Origin of the sequence: Pseudomonas sp. JS425, assembly GCF_018223845.1 — a bacterium.
GTDB lineage: Bacteria > Pseudomonadota > Gammaproteobacteria > Pseudomonadales > Pseudomonadaceae > Aquipseudomonas > Aquipseudomonas asiatica.
In genome coordinates, this window is the sequence record NZ_CP073661.1 from 2,865,924 (window position 1) to 2,890,381 (window position 24,458).

24 protein-coding genes and 2 pseudogenes are annotated in these 24,458 nt (G+C 63.8%); 23 read left to right on the top strand and 3 right to left on the bottom strand.

Translation table 11 applies throughout. The features are described 5' to 3' along the window. Window positions 1–156: 156 nt before the first annotated feature. The 14 genes and pseudogenes from KDB76_RS13285 (at window position 157) to KDB76_RS13345 (ending at window position 13,862) form a co-directional block, all read left to right on the top strand. A complete protein-coding gene (locus KDB76_RS13285; protein ID WP_038409563.1) occupies window positions 157–990 on the top strand; it encodes a hypothetical protein in 834 nt (277 codons plus the stop codon). A 50-nt stretch (window positions 991–1,040) separates the two neighbouring features. Next, the gene (locus tag KDB76_RS13290; RefSeq protein WP_038409564.1) at window positions 1,041–1,487 is read left to right on the top strand and encodes a structural protein P5; all 447 of its coding nucleotides are present in this window, start codon (window positions 1,041–1,043) and stop codon (window positions 1,485–1,487) included. Next, window positions 1,484–1,846 (top strand): hypothetical protein, encoded by a 363-nt coding sequence (locus KDB76_RS13295; protein ID WP_038409566.1) that lies wholly within the window; start codon window positions 1,484–1,486, stop codon window positions 1,844–1,846. The genes KDB76_RS13290 and KDB76_RS13295 overlap by 4 nt, the downstream gene beginning before the upstream one ends. Window positions 1,847–2,025: 179 nt before the next feature. After that, window positions 2,026–2,289 carry a hypothetical protein gene (locus tag KDB76_RS29795; RefSeq protein WP_049870852.1) on the top strand — a complete coding sequence of 88 codons (264 nt, stop codon included), beginning with the start codon at window positions 2,026–2,028 and terminating at the stop codon, window positions 2,287–2,289. A 33-nt stretch (window positions 2,290–2,322) separates the two neighbouring features. Then, entirely contained in the window at window positions 2,323–2,547 is a 225-nt protein-coding gene (locus tag KDB76_RS13300) for a hypothetical protein (RefSeq protein ID WP_038409568.1), read from the top strand. A gap of 75 nt (window positions 2,548–2,622) precedes the next feature. Further along, window positions 2,623–2,931, top strand: a complete 309-nt coding sequence (locus KDB76_RS13305; protein ID WP_038409570.1) for a hypothetical protein — start codon at window positions 2,623–2,625, stop codon at window positions 2,929–2,931. Then, window positions 2,921–3,109, top strand: a pseudogene (locus KDB76_RS13310) (hypothetical protein); the annotation flags it as partial. The gene KDB76_RS13305 and the pseudogene KDB76_RS13310, both read left to right, overlap by 11 nt. Before the next feature lie 130 nt (window positions 3,110–3,239). Then, window positions 3,240–4,226, top strand: a pseudogene (locus tag KDB76_RS13315) (LysR family transcriptional regulator). Between the two features lie 304 nt (window positions 4,227–4,530). Next, window positions 4,531–6,072: an altronate dehydratase family protein gene (locus KDB76_RS13320; RefSeq protein ID WP_013972439.1), complete on the top strand. Its 1,542-nt coding sequence runs from the start codon at window positions 4,531–4,533 to the stop codon at window positions 6,070–6,072. A 34-nt stretch (window positions 6,073–6,106) separates the two neighbouring features. Next, a complete protein-coding gene (locus KDB76_RS13325; protein WP_013972440.1) occupies window positions 6,107–7,165 on the top strand; it encodes an Ldh family oxidoreductase in 1,059 nt (352 codons plus the stop codon). 20 nt (window positions 7,166–7,185) lie between these two features. Next, entirely contained in the window at window positions 7,186–8,403 is a 1,218-nt protein-coding gene (locus KDB76_RS13330) for a fumarylacetoacetate hydrolase family protein (RefSeq protein ID WP_038409573.1), read from the top strand. A 98-nt stretch (window positions 8,404–8,501) separates the two neighbouring features. Then, on the top strand, window positions 8,502–9,809 hold the full coding sequence (locus KDB76_RS13335; protein WP_013972442.1) for an MFS transporter: 1,308 nt from the start codon (window positions 8,502–8,504) through the stop codon (window positions 9,807–9,809). A 145-nt stretch (window positions 9,810–9,954) separates the two neighbouring features. Continuing rightward, entirely contained in the window at window positions 9,955–11,604 is a 1,650-nt protein-coding gene (locus KDB76_RS13340) for a VRR-NUC domain-containing protein (RefSeq protein ID WP_038409575.1), read from the top strand. Further along, a complete protein-coding gene (locus KDB76_RS13345) occupies window positions 11,601–13,862 on the top strand; it encodes an ATP-dependent DNA helicase (RefSeq protein ID WP_038409577.1) in 2,262 nt (753 codons plus the stop codon). The genes KDB76_RS13340 and KDB76_RS13345 overlap by 4 nt, the downstream gene beginning before the upstream one ends. A gap of 49 nt (window positions 13,863–13,911) precedes the next feature. On the opposite strand, the gene KDB76_RS13350 is transcribed toward KDB76_RS13345, so the two are convergent. Next, window positions 13,912–15,093 carry an NnrS family protein gene (locus KDB76_RS13350; RefSeq protein WP_038409578.1) on the bottom strand — a complete coding sequence of 394 codons (1,182 nt, stop codon included), beginning with the start codon at window positions 15,091–15,093 and terminating at the stop codon, window positions 13,912–13,914. Between the two features lie 213 nt (window positions 15,094–15,306). Between KDB76_RS13350 and KDB76_RS13355 the strand changes: the two genes are divergently transcribed. Further along, on the top strand, window positions 15,307–16,221 hold the full coding sequence (locus KDB76_RS13355) for a tyrosine-type recombinase/integrase (RefSeq protein WP_038409584.1): 915 nt from the start codon (window positions 15,307–15,309) through the stop codon (window positions 16,219–16,221). Window positions 16,222–16,469: 248 nt separating this feature from the next. Here the strand turns inward: KDB76_RS13355 and KDB76_RS13360 are convergent, their stop codons facing one another. Beyond that, window positions 16,470–17,423, bottom strand: coding sequence for an IS110 family transposase (locus KDB76_RS13360; RefSeq protein ID WP_013970314.1), 954 nt, complete (start codon window positions 17,421–17,423; stop codon window positions 16,470–16,472). A gap of 556 nt (window positions 17,424–17,979) precedes the next feature. On the opposite strand from KDB76_RS13360, the gene KDB76_RS13365 reads away from it, so the two are divergent. From KDB76_RS13365 to ureG, 8 genes are read left to right on the top strand one after another with little or no spacing between them, the layout of a single operon-like run. After that, complete coding sequence (locus KDB76_RS13365; RefSeq protein ID WP_013972447.1) at window positions 17,980–18,813, top strand: urease accessory protein UreD; 834 nt, start codon at window positions 17,980–17,982, stop codon at window positions 18,811–18,813. A gap of 9 nt (window positions 18,814–18,822) precedes the next feature. Continuing rightward, entirely contained in the window at window positions 18,823–19,125 is a 303-nt protein-coding gene (locus KDB76_RS13370; protein WP_003256923.1) for an urease subunit gamma, read from the top strand. A 19-nt stretch (window positions 19,126–19,144) separates the two neighbouring features. Further along, entirely contained in the window at window positions 19,145–19,462 is a 318-nt protein-coding gene (locus KDB76_RS13375) for an urease subunit beta (RefSeq protein ID WP_015270155.1), read from the top strand. Further along, window positions 19,459–21,162 carry an urease subunit alpha gene (ureC, locus tag KDB76_RS13380; protein WP_038409585.1) on the top strand — a complete coding sequence of 568 codons (1,704 nt, stop codon included), beginning with the start codon at window positions 19,459–19,461 and terminating at the stop codon, window positions 21,160–21,162. Before KDB76_RS13375 ends, ureC begins: the two co-directional genes overlap by 4 nt. A 10-nt stretch (window positions 21,163–21,172) precedes the next feature. Then, window positions 21,173–21,676, top strand: coding sequence for an urease accessory protein UreE (gene ureE / locus KDB76_RS13385; protein WP_024087024.1), 504 nt, complete (start codon window positions 21,173–21,175; stop codon window positions 21,674–21,676). Between the two features lie 17 nt (window positions 21,677–21,693). Next, complete coding sequence (locus tag KDB76_RS13390; protein ID WP_023663411.1) at window positions 21,694–22,239, top strand: HupE/UreJ family protein; 546 nt, start codon at window positions 21,694–21,696, stop codon at window positions 22,237–22,239. Continuing rightward, window positions 22,239–22,913, top strand: coding sequence for an urease accessory UreF family protein (locus KDB76_RS13395; RefSeq protein ID WP_013972452.1), 675 nt, complete (start codon window positions 22,239–22,241; stop codon window positions 22,911–22,913). The genes KDB76_RS13390 and KDB76_RS13395 overlap by 1 nt, the downstream gene beginning before the upstream one ends. Window positions 22,914–22,924: 11 nt before the next feature. Continuing rightward, window positions 22,925–23,548, top strand: coding sequence for an urease accessory protein UreG (gene ureG / locus KDB76_RS13400; protein WP_010953755.1), 624 nt, complete (start codon window positions 22,925–22,927; stop codon window positions 23,546–23,548). 145 nt (window positions 23,549–23,693) lie between these two features. Here ureG and KDB76_RS13405 read toward each other — a convergent pair whose 3' ends face one another. After that, window positions 23,694–24,422, bottom strand: a complete 729-nt coding sequence (locus KDB76_RS13405; RefSeq protein ID WP_023660795.1) for a thioredoxin family protein — start codon at window positions 24,420–24,422, stop codon at window positions 23,694–23,696. Window positions 24,423–24,458 lie beyond the last annotated feature (36 nt).

The following is a 24,458-nucleotide window of genomic DNA, read 5'->3' on the forward strand; positions in this document are numbered from 1 at the left end:
GATCGAATAATCCTGCCCGCTTAGTGCGGGCGGGCTAATTGTATAGCCTGCGGTCTCTTTCGAATCAGTCTTGGTGATTGTAGTAGGTGAAAGGTGTATTTCTCTCAGCGATGGGGTATGGTAATTTTTCTAACGGGATAGGGTTCTTTATTAAAAATGGAATATTTCAAAGTGTCTTACTCTGCGCTGGCTATTGTGTCTGGTTTGGTCTTTTTGCTGTTGGTGTACTTTGCGTATTCATGTTTTTTGAAAGGCAAAGGAAAGGAAATCCGGCTTTATGGGGAGAATAAAGTAATATTTTCATCTGGTGTTATATGTATTTTTGTTGTGGCGATGTTTCTATTTTTTAAGGAGAATGCGCTGGAGATACCTGATGGACTAGGTCAGGTAGGAGATTTTATTGGTGGTTTAACAAATCCAATTTTAAGTTTTGTAGCCCTCATTGTTCTGCTTAGGTCATCCGCCATACAAACTAATGTCATAAAGAGTCAAGAGGAAACTCAGATTTTGGAAAGTTTCCTTTCTGAGTTTTATAGGTTGTTGGATAATATCTTTAAAAGTTCTGAGAGAATGAATAAAGATGATGGGTATGTAAATGGGTTGTTTAATCAGTTTCGAAGTGAAAGGGCTGTGCTTGCGGAATTGGCTACGAATAGTGTTGTCTATGAAGTTATGGCTAAGAATTATGTCTTAGAGGCCATAAAGTTTAAAGGTTTTTCTCGGTTTGCCTTGACTGTCAGGATGGCAATGCATCATTTGGTGGTTTCGAAGCCAAAGCAGATGTATCGATACGCGACAATGATCAAGGATTCCATGAGTGATCAAGAGAGAGTCATCTTTTTGACCTGGATTTATTACGGTTGGCCGATCGCTCGTGATTGGTTCAGAGAGTACGTGGGGGAAAGCGGGCAAATACATAACTACGGATACACCGAAGGACTCGAAGCTAAAGACTTTATCAGCGATGAGGTCTATAAGTTCTTCTCATAACAGACTCTCATGGCCCGCCCAGCGCGGGCTTTTTTTCGCCTGGAGAAACCATGTCTGCACCACGAGGCATCCGCAACAACAACCCCGGCAACATCGACTATAACCCCCGCAACGCCTGGCAGGGCCAGCTCGGTCTAGAAGTGGGCGTGGCCAAGCCCCGCTTCGCCCGGTTCGACACCCCTGAGAACGGCATCCGCGCCCTGGCCAAGCTGCTGCTCAACTACCGAGGCAAGGACGGCATGCCCGGCGTGGGCGGGAAGGGCATCGATACCGTACTCGAAACCATCAACCGCTGGGCGCCGAGCAACGAGAACAACACCAAGGCCTATGCCGAGGCCGTGGCCAAGCGCATAGGCGTGCGCACCACGGACCCGATCAACATCAAGGACCCGGGCACGCTACGCGGAATGGTGATCAGCATCATCATCCATGAGAACGGCGGCAATCCGTACACCCCGGCGATCATCGACGAAGGCGTGCGGAGGGCGCTGGCGTGAATGCTTGGTTGCTGCGGGCCGCTGGCGCCGGCCTGCTGATTCTGTTCGGCATGGTGGCGGGAACCTGGTTCACCACCAGCCACTTCCGGCCGGTTCTCGACGAGGAGCAGGCCCGGGTGGCGGCGTGCACCGCGGCGCGCGACAACCTAGCAGGCCTGGCTCAGGAACAGGGCAAGGCCCTGGGCGATCTCACCCTGGCGGCGAATGCTCGCCAGGCCGGGGCCGAGCAGGCGGTGGGCGAAGCCAAGGCCAGCGCCGATCTCGACTACGCCGCGGCGAACCGCTTGCAGCAGGAGCGCACCGGTGGCGACCAGTGCTCGGCCGCCAACTCGGTTATCGATAAGGAGCTTGGCCTATGACGCTGGTGGTGAACTCGCACCGCTGTGGGAGCGGAATGGGCCTATTTCTGACTGCAAGCCGCGCAATCCGTGGCTTTGCCTGTGGGAGCGGGGCGGTGGTGGCCTGGCCCTGCAGGAGCAGCAAAAAGGTGCAGGTCTTCCGGAAAAGTGCAGGATGTGCAGGGGGTGTTTGTCGAAACCTGCGAGCGGTGGGGGGGCTCGCAGGCATTGCGCTGCTGGCCGCCTGCGCGGGGAGGGTCGAACCCCAGATCCAATACGTCCGCGTTGAGGCGCCCGTGCAGGTGCCGTGCCGCGCGCCGGAGGTTGCGGTACCTCCGTGGGCGGCTGCCGGCCTGCGCAAGTCCGACAGCTTGGAGGTGAAGGTGAGGGCGCTGCTGGCTGAGCGCAGGCAGCGAATCGGTTATGAGAAGCAGCTTGAGGCGGCGGTACGGGCGTGTCGCTGACTATACTTTCCCATCTGAGCATCGGAGTGGGACATGGACAAGCGGACCTTCATTGGGATGGTCGAGGCAGGCGAACCGCTGATTCAGCAAGCTGTCGACGCCGTGCGTGACTATCACCAAGCTCAGGATCGTTGTGCGCCGCCTGAAGAGGTCGAGCGCCTACGCTTGATGGCTGAGTCGCTATTCCAAGCTGTCTCCGATTACCAGCTTCGCGTAATTGCCACGATGCGCGGCAAGGAACTGCCCCCGCTGCACTGATCCGCTGACCGGCAGTTGCCCAGGTGCTGCCTTGGTGGATACGATACTGTATCGATATACAGTATTTGGTGCAGCATGTACTTTCTCCTCGTTCGCCGCCGCGTGAATGGCGTGGCCATCCCTTCCGATCAGCTGCGGAAGGTCCAGCCCCTGCGGGCCGACATCCACATCGGTGACCATCACAGTGAGCCGCTGGGCCGGGTTTCGACCCAGGCGTGGGTGTTCAACCCATCACCTGGACCCGACATCATCCCCCGGCTGCATGACGCCAAGCTCAATGGCATGGCCCAGCTCGGCCTCAACATCAACGGGGTTGAAGAAATCGACGGTGCCCTTTACGCCCAGTCATGGTGGTGCAGGGCGGTGGGCGATTATGGCAACTGAGCTTCCGCAGGCCTGGCTGTCCGAGCTGAACGACCAGGTTGCCCTGGTGGCTGATCCTGATGGGCGCGCAGCGGTGCTCGATGAGATGGCTTATGCCGCGCGCCGGCGGCGAGAGGTCGATGATGGCGACCTGGTCGACATGCTGGAGATCGTCGAGTCGGCCAGGCTGTGGGCGCTGGAAGGCGCCGATCTGTGAGTAGCTATATAAAGGAAGGGGAATCGGTCGGCAGAACGCCGGGGGCTGGAATAGTTGCGTTGTCATAAAGCTGGCATTATCGAGCCATTCAGGCCCCAATAGGACCTAAAGGATGACTTTCCGAAACGATGCAGCCCCCGTGGTTAAAGGGCTGCAACTTAGTCACGCAAGCTTTTGCAACTGGATCCGCTACAAGCACCTGGTGCTGATCGACACCTTGGCGCGCACCCGCAACATGCACGCCACCGCCACGCGCATGAACCTGAGCCAGCCGGCACTGAGCAAGATGTTGCGTGACCTTGAGGAGCAGTTCGGCTTCGCCCTGTTCGAGCGCCTGCCGCGGAGCATGCCACCCACCGAACTGGGTGAATATGTGGTGCGTTATGCCCAAGGCGCGCTGGCCGAGTCGCAACAGTTCGTCGACCAGGTAAACCGCCTGCGCAATGGCGGGCACGGCTTTATCCGCGTTGGCGGGATCTTTGCCGCCACCGCGCTGGTGTTGCCGCAGGCCATCGCCGCGATCAAGGCGCGCAGCCCGTTGCTGTCGATCGAAGTGGTGGAGCATTCCAGCGATCACTTGTTGACCATGCTGGAGCAGAACAAGCTCGACATCATGATTGGCCGCTTCACCGAAGAACGCTTCAGCCAGCTGTTCGACTTTCAGCCCCTTGAGCCGGAACCGTTCAGCCTGGTGGTCAACAGCGAGCACCCGCTCAACCAGCTGGAAAGCACGCCGCTGACAGCGCTGGGCGACTGGCCGTGGGTGCTGTAGCCGGTGGGCACGCCGATCCGCAACCGCCTGGAGCAGGCCTTCCGGATTGCCGGCATTGCCACGCCTGCCGACAGCGTTGAAACCATCTCCATGCCGATGTTCCTGCAATTGCTGCAGGCGGCGCCGATGATCGCCATGTTGCCGCGCTCGATGGTTGCCGCGCAGTTGGCCAGCGGCCAACTGAAAGAATTGCGCAGCCCCTTGCACCTGGCGGCGCTGGAGTACGGCGTAGTTACCCGCAAGGACGAGCCGCTGAGCGCTTCGGCCCGTGCGTTTGTCGAGATTTTGCTGGAGGGCGCGCGGCGCCGTCAGCAGGAACAGAGATAAAGCCCATGGGGCCGCTCCCACAGCGATCGCGCCAGCTTGTGGAATTTGAGCAAGACAGTTGCTCCCGCAGGGACAGCGCATGGCTTGATGTCAATGCAGTCGGTGTGGGAGCTGGCTTGCCTGCGAAGGGCTGCGCAGCGGCCCCAATGGCCCTCAAAGTGATTGATAAACGCGCTCTGATACCTACTTTTGATAACCCAAGGTTATCGCACGATCGGATCATCTCATTGGGAATGTTGCCCAAGGCTTCTTACAGTGGTCGCAGCCATAACAAGAAGCCAGCCGCACCGCCCTGAGAGGTCCCATGCAACTGATTGCCAAATCCGGTGACCTTGCCGTCATCCGCCTCAACCCGCTGGACAACGTGCTCATCGCCCGCCAGGCCCTGCCGCAAGGCATGCGCCTGGACGCCGAGGCGATTACCGTGCGTCAGCCGATCCCCTCGGGCCACAAGCTCGCTACCGAGCGTGTAGAGCAGGGCCAGCCCCTGCGCCGTTACGGGCAGATCATCGGTTTTGCCTCTCAGGCCATCGACGCCGGCGAACACGTGCATGTGCACAACGTGCAGATGGGCGATTTCGCCCGTGACTACGCCTTCGGTGTCGACACCCGCAGCCAGCCCGGCCGCGAGGCACAGTTCCAGGGCATCGTGCGCACCGATGGCCGGGTCGCCACCCGCAACTACATCGGCATCCTCACCTCGGTGAACTGCTCGGCGACCGTGGCCCGGGCCGTGGCCGACCATTTTCGCCGCGACATCCACCCTGAAGTGCTGGCTGATTACCCGAACATCGACGGCGTGGTGGCGCTGACCCACGGCGCCGGCTGTGCGGTGGACCCCAGCGGTGAAGCCCTGGGCCTGTTGCGCCGCACCCTGGCCGGGTACGCCGTACACCCCAATTTCGCTGCCGTGCTGATCATCGGCCTGGGCTGCGAAACCAACCAGATCGAAAGCCTGCTGGAAACCCAGGGCCTGCAGGCCAGCGCCCAGCTGCGCGCCTTCACCATCCAGGGTATCGGCGGCACCAGCAAAACCATCGCCGCCGGTATCGAGCAGGTCAAGGCGCTGCTGGCCGAGGCCAACCAGGTGCAGCGACAGCCGGTCAGTGCACGGCACCTGGTGGTCGGCCTGCAATGTGGCGGTTCCGATGGCTATTCCGGCATTACCGCCAACCCGGCGTTGGGCAATGCCGTCGACCGTCTGGTGGCCGCCGGCGGCACCGCAATCCTCTCCGAGACCCCGGAAATCTACGGTGCCGAGCACCTGCTCACCCGCCGTGCGGTCAGCCGCGAGGTTGGCGAAAAGCTGGTGGCCCGCATCCGCTGGTGGGAAGACTACTGCCAGCGCATGAACGCCGAGCTGAACAACAACCCCTCGGCCGGCAACAAGGCCGGGGGCCTGACCACCATCCTCGAGAAGTCCCTCGGTGCGGTGGCCAAGGCTGGCTCCAGCAACCTGGTCGATGTGTACCAGTACGCGGAAGCGGTGCACGCCCAGGGCCTGGTATTCATGGATACCCCCGGTTACGACCCGGTTTCGGCCACCGGTCAGGTCGCTGGCGGTGCCAACCTGATTGCCTTCACCACCGGCCGTGGCTCGGCCTACGGCTGCGCCCCGGCGCCGTCGATCAAGCTGGCCACCAACAACCGGGTGTTCGAGCACCAGGAAGAAGACATGGACGTCAATTGCGGCGGTATCGCCGACGGCTCCACCAGCATCGAGGAGCGCGGCGCGTTCATCTTCGAACAGATGCTGCGCATCGCTTCCGGTGAGCGCAGCAAGAGTGAGCTGCACGGCTACGGGCAGAACGAATTCGTGCCCTGGCAGATCGGTGCCGTGACCTGATCGCCAGCCCTGTCCCATTTCCGAGGCAACCGCAATGACTCAAGCCACACATTACAACGTGCAAACGCTCACCACCTTCGTCGAGCGGCTGTTCGAAAAGGCCGGCGCCGACGCCGAAGTCGCCCAGGTAGTGACCCGGGTACTGCTCGAAGGCGAATTGCTGGGCCATCGCACCCATGGCCTGAATCTGGTCAGCCGCTACATCGACGGCATGCTCGGCGGCCAGGTCAAGGCCCGCGCTCAGGTACTGGAGCAGGTGTCGGACAGTGGCATTTCCAGCCTGTTCGATGGCCACTACGTGTTGGGGCCGTACTGCGTCAGCCGTGCTCTGGACTGCGCGGCAAAGGGCGCCACTTTGCAGGGTATCGGTATCGCCGTTGTGCGCCGTGCCGCGCATATCGGCTGCCTGGCAGCCTACCTCAAGCCTTACACCGACCAGGGCCTGGTAGCCATGCTGTATTCCTCGGACCCGTCGGTAGGGCTGGTCTGCGCCCATGGTGGCGTCGACCCGGTGTACACCCCCAACCCGATTGCCGCGGGCATCCCGACCCAGGGCGAGCCGATTCTGCTGGACGTGAGCATGTCCACCGTCACCCTCGGCCTGGTCGGCCAGTGCCGCGACGCCGGCAGCCGCCTGCCGCACCCGGTGCTGGTGAGCAATGACGGGCAACTGAGCGACGACCCGCGCGACTTCTTCACCAGCCCGCAAGGCAGCATCCTGCCCTTGGGTGGCCAGGCTTTCGGCCACAAAGGTTTCGCCCTGGCGCTGCTGGTAGAAGCCCTGACCTCGGGGCTGGCCGGCCATGGCCGCAAGGACGCACCAGACCAGTGGGGTGCCTCGGCCACCGCCGTGGTCATCGACCCGCGTTTCTTCGGCGGCCTGCAAGCGTTCACCGACGAAACCAGCTTCCTCGGCCGGCTGGTCCTGGCCAGCCGGCCACTCGACCCCGAGCGCCCGGTGCGCCTGCCTGGGCAGGCTGGCCTTGCCTTGCGCCGCCAGGCCCTGGAGCAGGGCGCAAGCCTTTCGTCACAGCTGGTGGCCGACCTTGACCGCCTGGCCGGGCAGCTGCAACTGCCGGCACTTTCCCAATGAATGACAGTAAGGGTACACACATGACTGATCGAGCGAACGGCAAGCGACCGCTGCCACTGAATCACGATGCCAGCGCGTTCGACAGCGGCAGTTGGGTAGGGCGGGTCTGGCTGCCGGAGCAGGGCCCTGCGGTGGTACTGGTGAAGGCCGGTGCCGTGCACGACATCAGCGCCCATGTAGCCACCGTCTCGGCCCTGCTGGAGTTGGCCGACCCGGTGGCCTACCTGCGCGGCCTGCCGCTGGCCGAGCCACTGATCGGGCTGCCAGCCTTGCTGGGCAACAGTGACCCGGCCCGACGCGACCCGCGCCAGCCATGGCTGCTGGCACCCATCGACCTGCAGGCGGTGAAGGCCGCTGGGGTGACCTTCGCCACCAGCCTGCTGGAGCGCGTGGTCGAAGAGCAGGCCAAGGGCGACCCGGCCAAGGCCGATGCCATCCGTGACACCCTGGCCAGCCGCATCGGCGCCGACCTGTCGCAGATCGTGCCGGGCTCGGCCCAGGCCGAGGCGCTGCGCAAGGTGCTGGTGGAGCAGGGCCTGTGGTCGCAGTACCTGGAAGTGGGTATTGGCCCGGATGCCGAGGTGTTCACCAAGGCCCAGCCGCTGTCGGCGGTCGGCCACGGCGCCGACATCGGTATCCACCCCAAGTCGAGCTGGAACAACCCCGAGCCGGAAGTGGTGCTCGCGGTGTCGAGTGATGGTCGCATCAAGGGTGCGATGCTCGGCAACGACGTCAACCTGCGCGACTTCGAAGGCCGTAGCGCCTTGCTGCTGTCCAAAGCCAAGGACAACAATGCCTCCACCGCGGTTGGCCCGCTGCTGCGCCTGTTCGACGAAAGTTTCGGCCTGGACGACGTGCGCGCCGCCGAGGTGGACTTGCAGGTGGTGGGCGAAGACGGTTTCATCCTCGCCGGCCGCAGCTCCATGCGCCAGATCAGCCGCGACCCGCAGGACCTTGTGCAGCAAACCCTCAACGAGAACCATCAGTACCCCGACGGCCTGGTGCTGTTCCTCGGTACCTTGTTCGCCCCCAAGCAGGACCGCGACCAACCGGGCAACGGCTTCACCCACAAGCCGGGCGATGTGGTGAGCATCAGCAACCCGCAACTGGGTACCCTGTGCAACCGCGTGACCACCAGCGACCTGGCACCGCAGTGGCACTTTGGCCTGCGTGCGCTGATCGACAGCCTCGGCCGACGCGGGCTGCTGGAAGTTGCAACCACCGCGCGCCAGCCTTGAGCGGCGCGCTGCGTCAGGGAGGGCGCAGCTTGAACGAAGGACCGCCAAGGCGCTGACAGCGCGGCAACAATAATAATAAAGGTCATCACATGAACCCTATGAAGAAGTACCAACGCATCACCGTCGTGTTCCTGCTGTTGATCGGCATCGTCAACTACCTGGACCGTAGTGCACTGTCGATCGCCAACACCTCGATCCAGAAAGACATGATGATCAGCCCGTCGCAGATGGGCATCCTGTTGTCGGCGTTCTCCATTGCCTATGCCTTTGCCCAGCTGCCGATGGGCATGATCATCGACCGTCTGGGCAGCAAGATCGCCCTCGGCGCTTCGCTGCTGGGCTGGTCGTTGGCCCAGGCAGCGTTCGGCATGGTCAACAGCTTCGCCGGCTTCATGGGCCTGCGGGTGCTGCTGGGGATTGGCGAGGCGCCTATGTTCCCGTCGGCGGCCAAGGCCCTGTCGGAGTGGTTCGATGCCAATGAACGCGGTACCCCGACCGGCGTGGTCTGGTCCTCGACCTGCCTCGGCCCGTGCCTGGCGCCACCCTTGCTGACGCTGTTCATGGTCAACTTCGGCTGGCGCGGCATGTTCATCATCACCGGTGTGATCGGCGTGGTGCTGGCGCTGTGCTGGCTGACCTTCTACAAAAGCAAGGCACGTTACCTGGCGGAGCTTGCTGCCGAGGGCAAGCCGTTGCCGAGTGGGCAGCAGGTGCCTGCAGCCACTGCACATGCGCCGAAGGCCTCGTACTTCGCCGGCTGGCTCGACCTGTTCAAGCACCGCAGTACCTGGGGCGCGGTGCTCGGCTTCATGGGCGTGATCTACATGCTCTGGCTGCACCTGACCTGGCTGCCTGGCTACTTCGAGCGTGAGCACGGCCTGGACCTGTACAAGACTGCCTGGGTAGTGTCGCTGGCCTATGGCTTTGGCGCAGCGGGCACGATCGTTGCCGGGCGCTTCTGCGACTTGCTGGTCAAGCGCGGCATGAGCGTGCTGGCCAGCCGCAAGTTCAGTGTCATCACCGGCCTGGTGCTGGCGGCGCTGTTCACTTTGCCGCTGTCGTTCGTCACCGGCCTGACCGGTTGCATCATCCTGCTGTGCCTGGCGCTGTTCAGCATCAACATGGCCAGTGCCACCGCCTGGATGATCGTCAACACCATCGTCGACAGCCAGCGCGTGGCCTCGTTTGGCTCGATCCAGAACTTCGGCGGCTACATTGCCGGCTCGGTGGCGCCGATCGTCACCGGCTTCAGCATCCAGTATTCGGGCTCGTTCACCACGGCGTTCATGATCAGTGCGGTAGTGGCGCTGTGTTCGGCGGTGGCCTACTTCCTGCTGCTGCAGGCGCCGATTGGCAGTGCCAAGGTCAAGGCGGCGGAGATAATCGGGGCGACGGAACAGGTGTGAATTCCGGGGGGGCGCTTTGCGCCCCAATCGCGACGCAAGGCAGCCCCCAAGCCGATAGCCAATTGTTGAGCGACCCACGGCACTTGCCAGGCATACTGGTCTGTATGTATAACCAGTATCCATTCCAGCCGCCTGACCCCAGCCCGTGATCGCCCATTCCGTCGACGACCCGTTCTACTACCTGCACAACTTCCGCCAGGTGCTGCTGTGGGTCGAACAGCGCTACGAAGACCTGCTCGACGACCAGGAACTCGCTTTCATCCGCACCTTCGGCCAACTGGACGCCCCGGCACAGGCCCTGATGGTGCGCATGGTCATGCGCAAGGGCGAGCTGTTTCGCAGCGACCGCCTTGACTATGCCGAAATCGGCGATACCGGGCAGGCCCTGCAGCCGTTGCTGGCCCTCGGCTGGGTACGGGAGCCCGCGCAACTGGAACTGGAGCAACTGTTCGCCCTGTTGCGCAAGGACGAATTTGCCCGTTGTTTTGCCCCACAGCTGAGCCGCCCTCGCGCCGCCAAGCATGACCTGCTTGCACAGCTGCAACCTCTGGGCCTGCAAGCCCGTTCACTGGTCGAGTGGTTCCCGGACAGCGGCATGCGCATCCTCCATTGGTGCCTGCAACCCTTGTGCGACCGCATGCGCCTGCTGTTCTTCGGCAACCTGTACCAGGACTGGTCGGACTTCGTCCTCGCCGACCTTGGCTTGTTGCGCTACGAACAGGTGCCGTTCAGCCCCGATTCGCGTGCCCTTCAACAACGTGCCGAAGTCGACCTGGCCATGGCCTTGCACAGTTGCGCCGAGCGCCTTGAGCAAGGCGACGACCCGCAGGCGATCCTGGCAGCCATGCAGGGCCTGCACAGCGACAACCCATGGCTGGCCCGGCGCCATGCGCGCCTGCAATTCGCCTTGGGCCAGCAATGCGAGCGTCTGGGCGACTGGGCGCAGGCCATGGCTGTGTACACGCAGTGCAGCCACGCCCAGGCGCGCATCCGCCAGGTGCGGGTGCTGGAGCGCAGCGAGCAGTGGCACCAAGCCCATGCGCTGGCGCTGCAACTGGCCGCGGCACCGGCCAACGCCCTGGAAGTGCAGGCGCTGGAACGCATGTTGCCACGCCTGGCACGCAAGCTCGGTGGCCCGCCACAGCGGCGCCAGCGTGTCGCGCCGCTGGAACTGATCGAGCTGGAGCTGCCCCGGGAACAGGCAGCGCTGGGCGTGGAGGAGGCGGTACGCCAGTACCTGGCCGAAGCCGGTGGGCCGGTGCATTACGTGGAGAACACGCTGTTCAACAGCCTGTTCGGCCTGCTGTGCTGGGAGGCGATCTTCGCCCCGGTGCCTGGCGCCTTCTTCAACCCATTCCAGGCCGCCCCGCAGGACCTGCACGACGGTGATTTCCAGCAACGCCGCAGTGCTCTGTTCGACCGTTGCCTGGGGCGACTCGACGATGGCAGCCATCACAGCGCGATTCTCGACTGCTACACCGCCAAGCAAGGCCTGCAGTCGCCGTTCGTGTTCTGGTCCGTGCTCAGCGAAGAGTTGCTTGAGCAAGCCCTGGCCTGCCTGCCGGCGGCCCATTTGAAACAGTGCTTCCTGCGCCTGCTGCAGGACATCCGAAACAACCGCGCCGGCATGCCCGACCTGATCCAGTTCTGGCCCGAACAGGGCCGCTACCGCATGGTCGAGGTCAAGGGGCCCGGCGACCGCCTGCAGGACAACCAGCTGCGCTGGCTGGAGTTCTGCCGGGCGCACGGTTTGCCTGTCGCGGTGTGCCATGTACGCTGGAGCGAAACGCCTTGAGCTATAGCGTGGCGGTACGGGCCTTGTGCGAGTTCAGCGCCAAGGTAGGCGACCTGGACCTGCGCTTCACCCCATCACCCACCGCTCAGGAGGGGATCGAAGGGCATCGGCGCGTGGTGGCGCGACGCGCCGCGGGCTACGAGTCGGAAATTACCCTCGAAGGCCAGTTCGAAACCCTGAAAGTGCGTGGCCGCGCCGACGGTTACGACCCCACCTGCAACCGCCTGGAAGAGATCAAGACCCACCGTGGCGACCTGTCGCGCCAGCCGGCCAACCATCGCCAGTTGCACTGGGCGCAGGCCAAGGTCTATGGCTGGTTGATGTGCCAGGCTCGGCAACTGCCGGACATCGAGGTGGCGCTGGTGTACCTGGACGTGGACAGCGATGGCCAGACGCTGATCAGTGAACACTGCACGGCAGCCGAACTGCAGGCCTTCTTCGAAACCCAGTGCCAACGCTTTCTGGCTTGGGCACAAGAGCAGGAGCAGCGCCTGGCCGAGCGTAACCAGGGCCTGCAAGCGCTGGGCTTCCCCTATCCGGCGTTCCGCCAGGGCCAGCGACAACTGGCGGAAACCCTGTACAAGGCCGTGAGTACCGGCCGTTGCCTGATGGCCCAGGCCAGTACCGGAATTGGCAAGACCCTCGGTACCTTGTTCCCCCTGCTCAAGGCCATGGTGCCGCAGCAACTGGACAAGCTGTTCTTTCTCACCGCCAAGACCCCGGGCCGGGCCCTGGCCCTGGATGCCATGCGCCAGATCACCCATGCCACGCCGCAGCCGGCCTTGCGCACGCTGGAGCTGATCGCCCGCGACAAAGCCTGCGAGCACCCCGACAAGGCCTGCCATGGCGAATCCTGCCCCTTGGCCGCAGGCTTCTACGACCGCCTGCCGGCCGCGCGCGCTGCGGCGGCAGCGTTGCCCATGCTTGACCGCGCCCAGCTGCGCGAAGTGGCATTGGCGCACCAGGTATGCCCGTATTACCTGGGCCAGGAGATGGCGCGCTGGGTAGACGTGCTGGTGGCTGATTACAACTACTACTTCGATGCCCATGCCTTGTTGTTCGGCCTGACCCAGGCCAACCAGTGGCGGGTCGCGGTGCTGGTGGATGAGGCGCACAACCTGGTCGAGCGCGGCCGCGGCATGTACAGCGCCAGCCTCGACCAGGGGCAGTTGCAGGCCCTGCGCCAGAGCAAACCGCCTGGGCTGGTTAGTGCGCTGGACCGGCTGAACCGGCAGTGGAACGCCCTCTACAAGGAGCAGCGCGCGCCGTACCAGGCCAGCGAGTCGCTGCCAGATGCTTTGCTGCGTGCCCTGCAGCAATGCATCGGGCTGATCCAGGAACAGATGAACCAGGCACCCGCGCAAATGGACCCGCAGGTGCTGCAGTTCTTCTACCAGGCGTTGCAGTTCAGCCGGGTCGCCGAGCTGTTCGACGAGCACTTCCTGTTCGACATCAGCCAGCGCCAGGGGCCACGCAAGCGGCGGCTGGCGACCCTGTGCCTGCGCAATGTCACCCCGGCGCGCCTGTTGGGCCCACGCATGCAGGCGGCGCGCAGCGTGACGCTGTTCTCCGCCACCCTGAGCCCACGGCATTTCTACAGCGACCTGCTGGGCATGCCGGTCGATACCGCCTGGCTGGAAGTGGCCGCGCCGTTTCGCGCCGAACAGCTGGAGGTGCGCATTGCCAGCCACGTATCCACCCGCTACCAGCAACGCCAGGCTTCGCTGGCGCCGATCGTCGAGCTGATTGCCCGGCAGTACGAGCGGATGCCGGGTAATTACCTGGCGTTCTTCAGCAGTTTCGAGTACCTGCAACAGGTGGCCGGGCTGCTGGCCGAGCGGCATCCACAGATACCCATGTGGGCCCAGGAACCGGGCATGGACGAAGCGGCCCGCCAGGGCTTTCTCGATCGCTTTGTGGCGGATGGCCGTGGGGTGGGCTTTGCGGTGCTGGGTGGTGCATTCGGGGAGGGGGTGGACTTGCCGGGCACACGGCTGATCGGCGCGTTTGTCGCCACCCTCGGGCTACCCCAGGTCAACCCGGTCAACGAGCAGTTCAAGCAGCGCCTGGGGCGGCAGTTTGGTGCGGGGTTCGATTACGCCTATCTCTACCCGGGCGTGCGCAAGGTTATCCAGGCGGCAGGCCGGGTCATCCGGGGCGACCAGGACCGTGGAGTTCTGGTCTTGATCGACGAGCGCTTCGCCGAACCCCGAGTGCAGCAGATGTTCCCGGGGTGGTGGCCGGCGCCGGGAGGTTAACGCGGCCCCGGCGATGGGCCGCAAAGCGGCCCCAATCTAGGCATCAAGGCTAGCCCGGCATACCGTCAGCCCGTGGCCGCAGCAGGATGGGCAGGTAGTGGCGCAGGAACAGCAGCAGCGCCAGGCTCCAGCACACCACCGAAAGGCTCACCCCCAGCGGCGTGAACAGCGGCAGCACCACCCGCGCCAGCGTCGCCAGTTGGATCAAGGCAAAGGCCCAGGCAATGCTGGTCGGCACCTGCAGCGGCCTGCCGGTGTGGCCCAGGCTGACCCGTGCCATCATCGCCAGGATCAAGCCGCTCATGGCGCCCACGGTCAGGGCGTGGGTCACCAGGCTCGGGCCCAGCGCCACCCCGGCATGCCACAGCGCCATGCCCAGGCAGGCAATGGCAATCCAGGCATAGGCCAGATGCAGCGACCACAGCAGGGGCACACGCCACAGGCCGCGGTCATGCCACAAGGCCAGGCGGGCTGTATGCAGGGCAAACAAGGTGCCGAACAGCACGGCCAGGCCGATACGCGGCGTATCGGCCAAACCCGAAGCAAAGGCCAGCGGTACCGCCACGCTCAGCAGCAGGCAGGCCCGGTCCAGCCAGGGGCGGGCAGGGGCCGGTGCCATGTTGCCCAGGCCGCGCCGGGTAAAGAACGGGATCACCCGCCCGCCAAGCACGGTCATCATCGCGGCCACCAGCCACAACCCGGCAAACACCCCGCGGCGCTGCCACAATTCGTCCTGGCGCAGCCAGCCGACCAGGGTCAGCCACTGGCAGGCGGCGATCAACAGCACCAGGCCGACGATCGGGTAGTTGTTACGCAAGCGCCGCTGCACGATCGGCCGTGCCAGCGCCAGCCCCACCAGCGGCAGGAAGCTGCCCTCGATCACTACCAGCACGCTGCCCGGTAGTGGCAGGAACCAGCTCACCCGGCCCAGCAGCCAAAGCAGGAACAAGCCCTGTAGCGCGCGCCCGTTCAAGCCTGGGATGCCGCTCCAGTTCTGCACGGCGGTCAGCAGGAAACCCGCGATGATGGCGGCAGCAAAGCCATAGAGCATTTCGTGGCGGTGCCAGGCGAGCATGCCGCCGGGGGGCGTGGGCTCCAGCGCACCGGCCAGTACGCCGCCCCACAACAGCAAGGCGAGCAGCGCAAACAAACTGCCACCCAAGAAGAATGGGCGGAAACCCAGGCCCCAGACGGCCTGGCGTGGGCGTGAATCGATCGGCTGCACAAGCATGGCTGACCTTCGTTCGTTCAGTGGGCTCAATTGGGGTAAGATCACGATCCGTGCCAGCTCCGAACCCCTTGTATATCAAGGTGATGGCACTTCTCCGGGTCCGAATGACATGTGTATTCCGCTGTTATTTGGACCTGTTTGTATGTCGTATTGACTTGCTTCAGGGTCTGGCCGGTTCGCCGCTGGCCAACGCTTCGCTACAGGATTCACGTTTTGTCCGACCTCTCGAAAAATCCGCTGCTGCAGTACATGGCCCGCCTGGCCCCATCCAGCCAGCAAACCATGCGCTACATCCTTCAGGACGCCGCCGATCGGCTGGGTTTTGTCGACTGCAATATCGTCGATGTGCCCTGGCATCGGCTCGAGCCCGGCCATGTGATCGCCCTGGTGGCGGCGCTGCGTGCGGATGGTTACGCCCCCAACAGCTCGTCGCTGTACGTCAACGCCATTCGCGGTGTGATGAACGAAGCCTGGCGCCAGGGCCTGATCGATCACGAGCAGTTGCTGCGCATTCGCGAAGTCAAGCCGGCCACCGGCAGCCGCCTGCCGCCGGGGCGCAACCTGCGCCGCAGCCTGATTCGCGAGCTGATGGATGTGTGCGCGGCCGACTCACGGCCGCAGGGTGTGCGTGACGCGGCCATCATCGCCTTGCTGTACGGCACCGGCATGCGCAAGTCGGAATCGGTGGACATCGACCTGGACCAGGTCGACTTCGAGGCGCGCAGCCTGCAGGTGCTGGGCAAGGGCAACCGCCAGTTGATCAAGTACGCCCCGCCATGGGCGTTCGAGAAGTTGCAGGCGTGGCTGGACCTTCGCCGCCAGGACTTGCCCGCAGGGGCCGAAGACGACCCGTTCCTGTTCAACCGCATCCGCCGTGGCAACCATATAACCCGGGCGCGTATCACCAAGCATGCCATTTACTACATCGCCCGCCAGCGTGGTGCGCAGGTGGGCGTGAAGATCATGCCGCACGACTTCCGTCGCGCGTTCATCACCCGGGTGATCGAAGAGCACGACCTGTCCATTGCCCAGAAGCTGGCGCATCACGCCAATATCCAGACCACCGCCATCTATGACCGGCGTGACGACAACGAACGCCGGCGTGCGGTGGACCGCTTCGATTACTGAGGCCTTGTCGCTGTATAAAGGGCTTGCTCTAACCCTGTGGGAAATCGCCCAGTCCTTTGGGCTGCGCTGTCGCGTAGAGAACTGAATCCGCAAGCAGTACGCGTACCCTGTGGGAGCGGCTTTAGCCGCGAAGAATCCAACGCGGTGCATGGCACCGGCTGCGCCGGTGTTCGCGGCTAAAGCCACTCCTACAGAGTCCCTGCTAATTCAATGAGTTCTGTGCAGTTCTGTGGGAGATTCTATGGTTTTCAGCAAGCCAGTTTCGCGCCTTTAGTGACGTATTCGTCCTGATTTTTCATCAGGGCGAATGCCACCCGCGCGAGCTTTCTTGCCAGGATTACCAACGCTTGGGTTGTTGCTTTACCACTGCTCCGATGCTGTTCGTAAAGCCCTTTCCAGGCTGCCGATCTGCTGGCCGCCATCGCAGCGTTGTGCAATAAGCGACGAATTTCTGAACAACCTCGCTTGGTGAGGCGACGTCGCCCATTCTTCTGTCCGGAATCACTGACTCGTAAATCCATTCCTAGGAATGCAATGTACGAGTCACTGCTTTTGAACTCGCCCCTTGTAAAAGCCATCACCAATGCTGCGGCGGTGAGAAAACCAATGCCCTCTACTGCCTGGCAGCGAGCGACTTGTTCCTGCAGCCCAGCGTCTCGCAGTACTTCTTTAATCTTCTTTTGAATCAACTGATCCAGCCGATCTATCGACTTCACAAAAGTTTCGAAGGCGGCTTTCAAAAGGCTTTCGTTAGCCCAGCTCTGAGTCATTGCAGTACGAGCAGTCACCAAGGCGGCTCTGCGTCGCAAGAGGCTCTGAAGCTTGCCGTAGACAGCGGGAGGCGGGCTCCAAGGGCGAAGGTCCTCGCCTTCATTTTTTAAAAAACGGGACAGCAACCGAGCATCGGAGGGGTCGGTTTTAACCCGTCCCCCAACACTCTTCCGGTAGTTGCTCAATTGAAAACCATCGATGACATAGACCTCGAAGCCTAGGCTGTGGGCCAATTCAACCAGGTCCAAGTGATAGACGTTGGTCGCCTCAACAGCGATAGCGGTGTTGAGGGGTTGTTGCTTGAGCCACCTTCTGATCTCGAGTTTGGAGTTTTTGAGCCTGATGATCTCGTCGCGATCATCGTGGTGGATAACCAGCTCAGCTTTCGCGACATCCGCACCCACGATCAACTTACCTACCTGCATTGCCATGGGCCGCTCCTCACGTTATGGTTTTTCGGCTTGAAGGGGTTTCACCAAGAGGCGCTGGCTTGTTTCTATCGTCGCTTGCAAACGATGCATTCTTTATCGGCGCTTTGGTGGAAGGGGTGGGGCGATGTCTCCCACGGTCTGTACTGCTGTGAACAGTCAGAATCGGGCATTTAGTCCCACCACCCCTTCAAGTCTAACCATACAAGCGGGTTCACCCGCGAACACGGGCGAAGCCCGTGCCATGCACTGGGTTGGATTCTTCGCGGGTAAACCCGCTCCCACAGAGGCCGTGTCGCAGCATCGGGTAATTTTTGCCTTGGGATCCCAGCACCGAAACAGGGCCGAAGCACGCCCCTGTCTTGTGCGCCATCTCCCTCTATGCCCGATGCCAGAGCGGCCATGGCAAATCCTTCATCTTCGTCCACCTGCGGAGTTGGCCCGCAACCTGCTATATCCAGCCTGCGAATTTGATCGAGTGGTCAGGGCGCGCACGCCATAGCCGTGCGTGCCTGCCACTCTAAACGGCCAGCAGGCCACGGATTTCAGGGGCCGCAGGATGTCGCTCGCGGAGCAGATCGAACAACAACACGACGATGCCGGCTGGAGCGCTCACCTGCAGTTGCGCTTCGTCAAACGCGACAAGGTGACCCGCCTTGGTGCGTGGCGGCATTTCGGACCTCTTTTGGTGCAGCGGCCATTCTATCCCGAAGGTGCACCGTGCCATGTCTACGTGCTGCACCCGCCCGGAGGGATCGTCGCTGGCGACCGCCTGGAGCTGGATATCCAGCTGGAGCCGGGCAGCCACGCGCTGCTGACCATGCCCGGCGCCAGCAAGTTCTACCGCAGCATCGGCCCGACCGCGCGGCTGGTCCAGCGTTTTCACCTGGGCGCCGACAGCACCCTGGAGTGGCTGCCGCAGGACAGCATCTTCTTCTCCGGCGCCCGCGCCAGCCTCGACAGCCGTTTCACCCTCGAAACGGGGGCGCGCCTGCTGGCCTGGGAAACCCTGTGCCTGGGGCGCCCGGTGATGAGCGAACGGTTCGATCACGGAGCCCTCGACAGCCGCTTGCACATCGAACTGCCCGACGAAGTGGGCCTGCACGAGCGCCTGCGCGTCGAAGGCGGGCGCCTGAGCAAGCTTGGCGGGCATCCGCTGCTGGCCACCTTCTGCGCCGCACCCGCCGACCAGGCCGTGCTGGATCTGGTGCGCCCGCTGCTCGACGAGATGGCCAACCCGGCCGGCGCGACCCTGCTCGGGTCGTTGCTGGTGATTCGCGTGCTCGACCATGACAACCAACACCTGCAACGCACCCTGCAACGCCTGTGGCATGTGCTGCGCCCGGCCGTCCTCGGCCTGCCGGCCTGCCCGCCGCGTATCTGGGCCACCTGAGAGAGCGCCATGGAGCTGACCCCGAGAGAGAAAGACAAACTGCTGCTGTTCACCGCCGCGCTGCTGGCGGAGCGGCGCCTGGCCCGTGGCCTGAAACTCAACTACCCGGAAGCGGTGGCGTTGATCAGTGCCGCCGTGCTCGAAGGCGCCCGTGATGGCCGCACCGTCGCCGAGCTGATGAGCCTGGGGCGTGAAGTATTGAGCCGCGAGCAGGTAATGCCTGGCATCGCCGAAATGCTCCACGACGTGCAGGTTGAAGCGACCTTCCCGGATGGCACCAAGCTGGTGACCGTGCATGACCCCATCGTTTGAAATTGCCCAGGAGCCCCGCATGATCCCAGGTGAAATCCAGGTCGCCGCCGGCGACATCGAGCTGAACAGCGGCCGCGCGACAGTAAGCGTCAGCGTGGCCAACCATGGCGACCGGCCGGTGCAGGTCGGCTCGCACTACCACTTTTACGAAGTCAACGAGGCGCTGGTGTTCGAGCGCGCGCCTACGCTGGGCTTTCGTCTGGACATCCCCGCGGGTACCGCCGTGCGCTTCGAGCCTGGTCAGGCGCGTACCGTGCAACTGGTGGCATACGCCGGCAAGCGCGAGGTCTACGGCTTCCAGGGCAAGGTGATGGGCGCGCTGGAGGGCAGGGCATGAGCCGCATTTCCCGCCAGGCCTATGCCGACATGTTCGGCCCCACCGTGGGCGACCGCGTGCGCCTGGCCGACACCGCGCTGTGGGTCGAGGTGGAGCACGACTTCACCATCTATGGCGAAGAGGTAAAGTTCGGTGGCGGCAAGGTCATCCGCGATGGCATGGGGCAGGGCCAGATGCTGGCTGCCGAAGCCATGGACCTGGTACTGACCAACGCCCTGATCATCGACCACTGGGGCATCGTCAAGGCCGATATCGGCATCAAGCACGGGCGTATCGCGGTGATCGGCAAGGCTGGCAACCCCGATGTGCAGCCGGGCGTGAACGTGCCGGTGGGCCCCGGCACCGAGGTGATCGCGGCCGAGGGCAAGATCGTCACCGCCGGTGGTGTCGACTCGCACATCCACTTCATCTGCCCGCAGCAGGTGGACGAGGCGCTGAACAGCGGTGTCACCACCTTCATCGGCGGCGGTACCGGGCCAGCCACCGGCACCAACGCCACCACCTGCACGCCCGGCCCCTGGTACCTGGCGCGCATGCTCCAGGCTGCCGACAGCCTGCCGATCAACATCGGCTTGCTGGGCAAGGGCAACGCCTCGCGGCCGGAAGCGCTGCGCGAGCAGATCGCAGCCGGCGCCGTGGGCCTCAAGCTGCACGAAGACTGGGGTTCGACACCAGCAGCCATCGACTGCTGCCTGGGCGTGGCCGAGGAAATGGACATCCAGGTGGCGATCCACACCGACACCCTCAACGAGTCCGGCTGCATCGAAGACACCCTGTCGGCGATCGGCGACCGCACCATCCACACCTTCCACACCGAGGGTGCTGGTGGCGGTCACGCCCCGGACATCATCCGCGCGGCAGGCCAGGCCAACGTGTTGCCTTCCTCGACCAACCCGACCCTGCCGTACACGGTCAACACCGTGGACGAGCACCTGGACATGCTCATGGTTTGCCACCACCTGGACCCGAGCATCGCCGAAGACGTGGCCTTTGCCGAGTCGCGCATCCGCCGCGAAACCATCGCCGCCGAGGACATTCTCCACGACATGGGCGCCTTTGCCATGACTTCGTCCGACTCCCAGGCCATGGGCCGGGTTGGCGAGGTGGTGCTGCGCACCTGGCAGGTGGCCCACCAGATGAAGCTGCGCCGCGGGCCACTGGCGCCGGACACCAGCTACAGCGACAACTTCCGGGTCAAGCGCTACATCGCCAAGTACACCATCAACCCGGCACTGACCCACGGCATCGGCCACGAAGTGGGCTCGGTGGAAGTTGGCAAACTGGCCGACCTGGTGCTGTGGGCGCCGGCGTTCTTTGCGGTCAAGCCGGCCCTGGTGATCAAGGGCGGAATGATCGTCACCGCGCCCATGGGGGACATCAACGGTTCCATCCCCACGCCGCAACCGGTGCATTACCGCCCGATGTTCGGCGCCCTGGGCGCGGCGCGGCATGCCACGCGCATGACCTTCCTGCCCCAGGCGGCGATGGACCGTGGCGTGGCCGAGGAGTTGAACCTGCGCAGCCTGATCGGCGTGGCCCACGGCTGCCGCCGGGTGCGCAAGCCCGACATGGTCCACAACACTTTGCAGCCGCTGATCGAGGTCGATGCGCAGACCTACCAGGTGCGTGCCGACGGTGAACTGCTGGTCTGCGAACCGGCCCGCGAACTGCCGCTGGCCCAGCGTTACTTCCTGTTCTGAAGGAGCACCGATGATTGTCTTGACCCGCCGTATCACCGAGCCCGGCACGCTGGGCGAAACCGGCACCGTTACCCTGGACGTGGACAGCCGCATCAAGAGCCGCCTGCGGGTGACCCTGGATGATGGTCGCGAGGCCGGGCTGATGCTCGAACGCGGCCACCTGCTGCGCGGAGGCGAACTGCTGGCCGATGCCGAGGGCACCCAGCTGATCCGCGTGCTGGCAGCGCCCGAGGCGGTGTCCACGGTGCGTTGCACCGACCCGCACCTGCTGGCCCGCGCCGCCTATCACCTGGGCAACCGCCATGTACCGCTGCAGATCGAACCCGGCCTGTTGCGCTTCCAGCACGACCACGTGCTGGACGACATGTTGCGTGGCCTGGGCCTGACGGTAGAGGCCGAACAGGCACCGTTCGAGCCTGAAGCGGGCGCCTATCAGAGCGCACCGCACAGCCACAGCCATAGCCACACCCACGGCCACGATCACCCGTTCGTGCGCCTGCCTGCCCATTCCTGAACTGCCTGGAGCAACCGATGAAAAAGACTTTCGCCCTGTTTCTGCTGATGCTGGCTCTGCCTGCCTTCGCCCACCCCGGGCACGACGCCAACCCGCTGCAGGACGGCCTGCTGCACCCGCTGACCGGTCTTGACCACCTGCTGATGCTGCTGGGCACCGGTGTGCTCGCCGCGCTGACCCGGCGCAACCTGACGCTACCCCTGGCAACCCTGGCGGCGATGTTTGGCGGCGCGGTGTGCGGCCACCTGTTCGGCGATGTACTGGGTATGGAAACCCTGATCGCCCTGTCGCTGCTGGTGGCTGCGGGTGCAGTGCTGCTGCCCAGCCGCCAGCTGCTGCTGGCAATGGCCATGCCGGTGTTCGCCCTGTTCCATGGCTGGGCCCATGGCGTGGAAGCCACGCCAAGCGCGTTCTGGCAGTTCAGCGCCGGCTTCGTCACGGTCAGCGGCCTGTTGCTGGCGGCCGGCTTTGCGGTCGGTTGCCTGTTGCGCAGGCATAGCGGCCTGCAGAAGGCCTTTGGCGGCGGCCTGCTGGCCGGCGCCGCGCTGGTACTGGCTGGTTGATGGACAGCGACCTGGCGCTGTTGCGCCTGCTGCAGCTGGCCAGCCCTGGCTTGCCGGTGGGTGGCTTCACCTACTCGCAAGGCCTGGAATGGGCGGTCGAGGCGGGCTGGGTACGGGACGTAGATGGTTTCGCTGCCTGGCAGCGCGAGCAGATCGACGACACCCTGGCCTGCCTCGACTGGCCGGTGCTGGCGCGCTTGTACCACGCCTGCCAGGCCGAGGACGCCGAAGCCTTCTGCCACTGGAGCCGCTTTCTGCTGGCCAACCGTGAAACCGCCGAGCTGCGCCTGGAAGAACAGCAGCGCGGCGCGGCGCTGGCACGGCTGCTGGACGGCTGGCAACTGGGCCAGGCGCCGGCCTGGCGGGCCAGCCTCGAACTCACCCAGCTGGGCGGTATGGCCTGGCTGGCTGCGCATTGGGCGATCCCTCTGCGCCAGTTGGCCCTGGGCCATGGTTTTGCCTGGCTGGAGGGCGCGGTAATGGCCGGGGTCAAGCTGGTGCCGTTCGGCCAGCAGGCCGCCCAGACCTTGCTGCGCGACCTGGGGGCAGGGCTGCCCGCGGCCCTCGACCAGGCACTGGGCCTGGGCGATGACCAGCTTGGCGGCGGCCTGCCGTTGCTGGCCATTGCCTCATCGCGACACGAAACCCAATACACCCGTTTGTTCCGTTCCTGAGGACTGCCTGCATGCAAAGCTATCAACAACCCCTGCGCGTCGGTGTCGGCGGCCCGGTCGGCTCCGGCAAGACGGCGCTGCTCGAAGCCTTGTGCAAGGCCATGCGCGACCATTACCAGATCGCAGTGGTCACCAACGATATCTACACCAAGGAAGACCAGCGCATCCTGACCGAAGCCGGGGCCCTCGAGCCGGAGCGCATCGTCGGCGTGGAAACCGGCGGCTGCCCGCACACGGCGATACGTGAAGACGCCTCGATGAACCTGGCGGCGGTCGAAGCACTGGCGCGCAAATTTGGCAACCTCGAGGTGATCTTTGTCGAAAGCGGCGGTGACAACCTGAGTGCCACCTTCAGCCCTGAGCTGGCCGACCTGACTATCTACGTGATCGACGTGGCCGAAGGCGAGAAGATCCCGCGCAAGGGTGGACCAGGGATTACCAAGTCGGACTTCCTGGTGATCAACAAGACCGACCTGGCGCCCTATGTGGGGGCTTCGCTGGAAGTGATGGAGCGCGATACCCAGCGCATGCGCCCGCAGCGGCCATGGACCTTCAGCAACCTGAAGAAGGGCGAGGGGCTGCAGGCGGTGATCGACTTCATCGTCGAGCGCGGGATGCTGGGTGTGCGCGGGTGATGTAACGGGTTGAACGCAGTCTTGACCATGGCGCAATTCCTGTGGGAGCGGGTTTACCCGCGAACACCGGCGCAGCCGGTGCCACCCACCGCGTTGGCTTCTTCGCGGCTAAAGCCGCTCCCACAGGGATATATGTTGCCTCACGTTATGTATGGCAGCAGTGAGGTTTATCCGGCTGCCCGTCATAACGGTCATGGTGCCGCACCCAGTCCATGGTCCCGGCCTCGTTGCGCCCCAGTGGCGCGATGTCGAGGAAGTTGTAGGTGTTGACCAGGATGTCCAGCCCGCGGGCATAGGTCGAGTAGGTGTGGTACACGCTGCCGTCCTGCTCGCGGTAGAACGCACTCAGCCCGGGAAGCTCGCTTTCATCGCCCTCATATGGCTCATAGTTGTACTGCCGCTGGCCCTCGCTGCCGACGCTGACGCCAAAGTCCTCGTTGAAGCCGCTGCCATGTGACGAATACCAGGGGAACTGCCAGCCCATGCGCCGGCGGAATGCCTGGAACTCGGCATACGGCGCACGCGACACCGCCACCAGCGACACGTCGTGATGGGCCAGGTGCAGGTTGGCGCCGTCAAAGTGGTCGGCCAGGAATGAGCAGCCGTGGCAACCTTCGCTCCAGCCTTCGGCGAACATGAAGTGGTAAACCAGCAGTTGGCTGCGGCCTGCGAACAGGTCGGCCAGGCTCAGTTCGCCGTCCGGTCCCTGGAAGCGATAGTCGTGCTCCACCTTGACCCAGGGCAGGGCGCGACGGGCTGCGGACAGCGCGTCGCGGTGGTGGGTGAAGGCCTTTTCGTGCAGCCACAGCTGCCGGCGGGCCGCCAGCCACTGGCTGCGGGAAACCACCGGGTGCCTGCTTTCGCTCGTGCTCATGGTGTTATCTCCACATTGGGGGGATTCACACACTAG

Excerpts from the sequence above, each read along its gene's own strand:
- KDB76_RS13305 (WP_038409570.1), top strand. The coding sequence starts at position 2,623 with ATGTACTTTCTCCTCGTTCGCCGCCGCGTGAATGGCGTGGCCATCCCT.
- KDB76_RS13335 (WP_013972442.1), top strand. The coding sequence starts at position 8,502 with ATGAAGAAGTACCAACGCATCACCGTCGTGTTCCTGCTGTTGATCGGC.
- KDB76_RS13325 (WP_013972440.1), top strand. The coding sequence starts at position 6,107 with ATGACTCAAGCCACACATTACAACGTGCAAACGCTCACCACCTTCGTC.
- KDB76_RS13405 (WP_023660795.1), bottom strand. The coding sequence starts at position 24,422 with ATGAGCACGAGCGAAAGCAGGCACCCGGTGGTTTCCCGCAGCCAGTGG.
- KDB76_RS13360 (WP_013970314.1), bottom strand. The coding sequence starts at position 17,423 with ATGGCAATGCAGGTAGGTAAGTTGATCGTGGGTGCGGATGTCGCGAAA.
- KDB76_RS13330 (WP_038409573.1), top strand. The coding sequence starts at position 7,186 with ATGACTGATCGAGCGAACGGCAAGCGACCGCTGCCACTGAATCACGAT.
- KDB76_RS13375 (WP_015270155.1), top strand. The coding sequence starts at position 19,145 with ATGATCCCAGGTGAAATCCAGGTCGCCGCCGGCGACATCGAGCTGAAC.
- KDB76_RS13285 (WP_038409563.1), top strand. The coding sequence starts at position 157 with ATGGAATATTTCAAAGTGTCTTACTCTGCGCTGGCTATTGTGTCTGGT.
- KDB76_RS13290 (WP_038409564.1), top strand. The coding sequence starts at position 1,041 with ATGTCTGCACCACGAGGCATCCGCAACAACAACCCCGGCAACATCGAC.
- KDB76_RS13300 (WP_038409568.1), top strand. The coding sequence starts at position 2,323 with ATGGACAAGCGGACCTTCATTGGGATGGTCGAGGCAGGCGAACCGCTG.
- KDB76_RS13350 (WP_038409578.1), bottom strand. The coding sequence starts at position 15,093 with ATGCTTGTGCAGCCGATCGATTCACGCCCACGCCAGGCCGTCTGGGGC.
- KDB76_RS13365 (WP_013972447.1), top strand. The coding sequence starts at position 17,980 with ATGTCGCTCGCGGAGCAGATCGAACAACAACACGACGATGCCGGCTGG.
- KDB76_RS13390 (WP_023663411.1), top strand. The coding sequence starts at position 21,694 with ATGAAAAAGACTTTCGCCCTGTTTCTGCTGATGCTGGCTCTGCCTGCC.
- ureE (WP_024087024.1), top strand. The coding sequence starts at position 21,173 with ATGATTGTCTTGACCCGCCGTATCACCGAGCCCGGCACGCTGGGCGAA.
- KDB76_RS13395 (WP_013972452.1), top strand. The coding sequence starts at position 22,239 with ATGGACAGCGACCTGGCGCTGTTGCGCCTGCTGCAGCTGGCCAGCCCT.
- ureC (WP_038409585.1), top strand. The coding sequence starts at position 19,459 with ATGAGCCGCATTTCCCGCCAGGCCTATGCCGACATGTTCGGCCCCACC.
- ureG (WP_010953755.1), top strand. The coding sequence starts at position 22,925 with ATGCAAAGCTATCAACAACCCCTGCGCGTCGGTGTCGGCGGCCCGGTC.
- KDB76_RS13370 (WP_003256923.1), top strand. The coding sequence starts at position 18,823 with ATGGAGCTGACCCCGAGAGAGAAAGACAAACTGCTGCTGTTCACCGCC.
- KDB76_RS13320 (WP_013972439.1), top strand. The coding sequence starts at position 4,531 with ATGCAACTGATTGCCAAATCCGGTGACCTTGCCGTCATCCGCCTCAAC.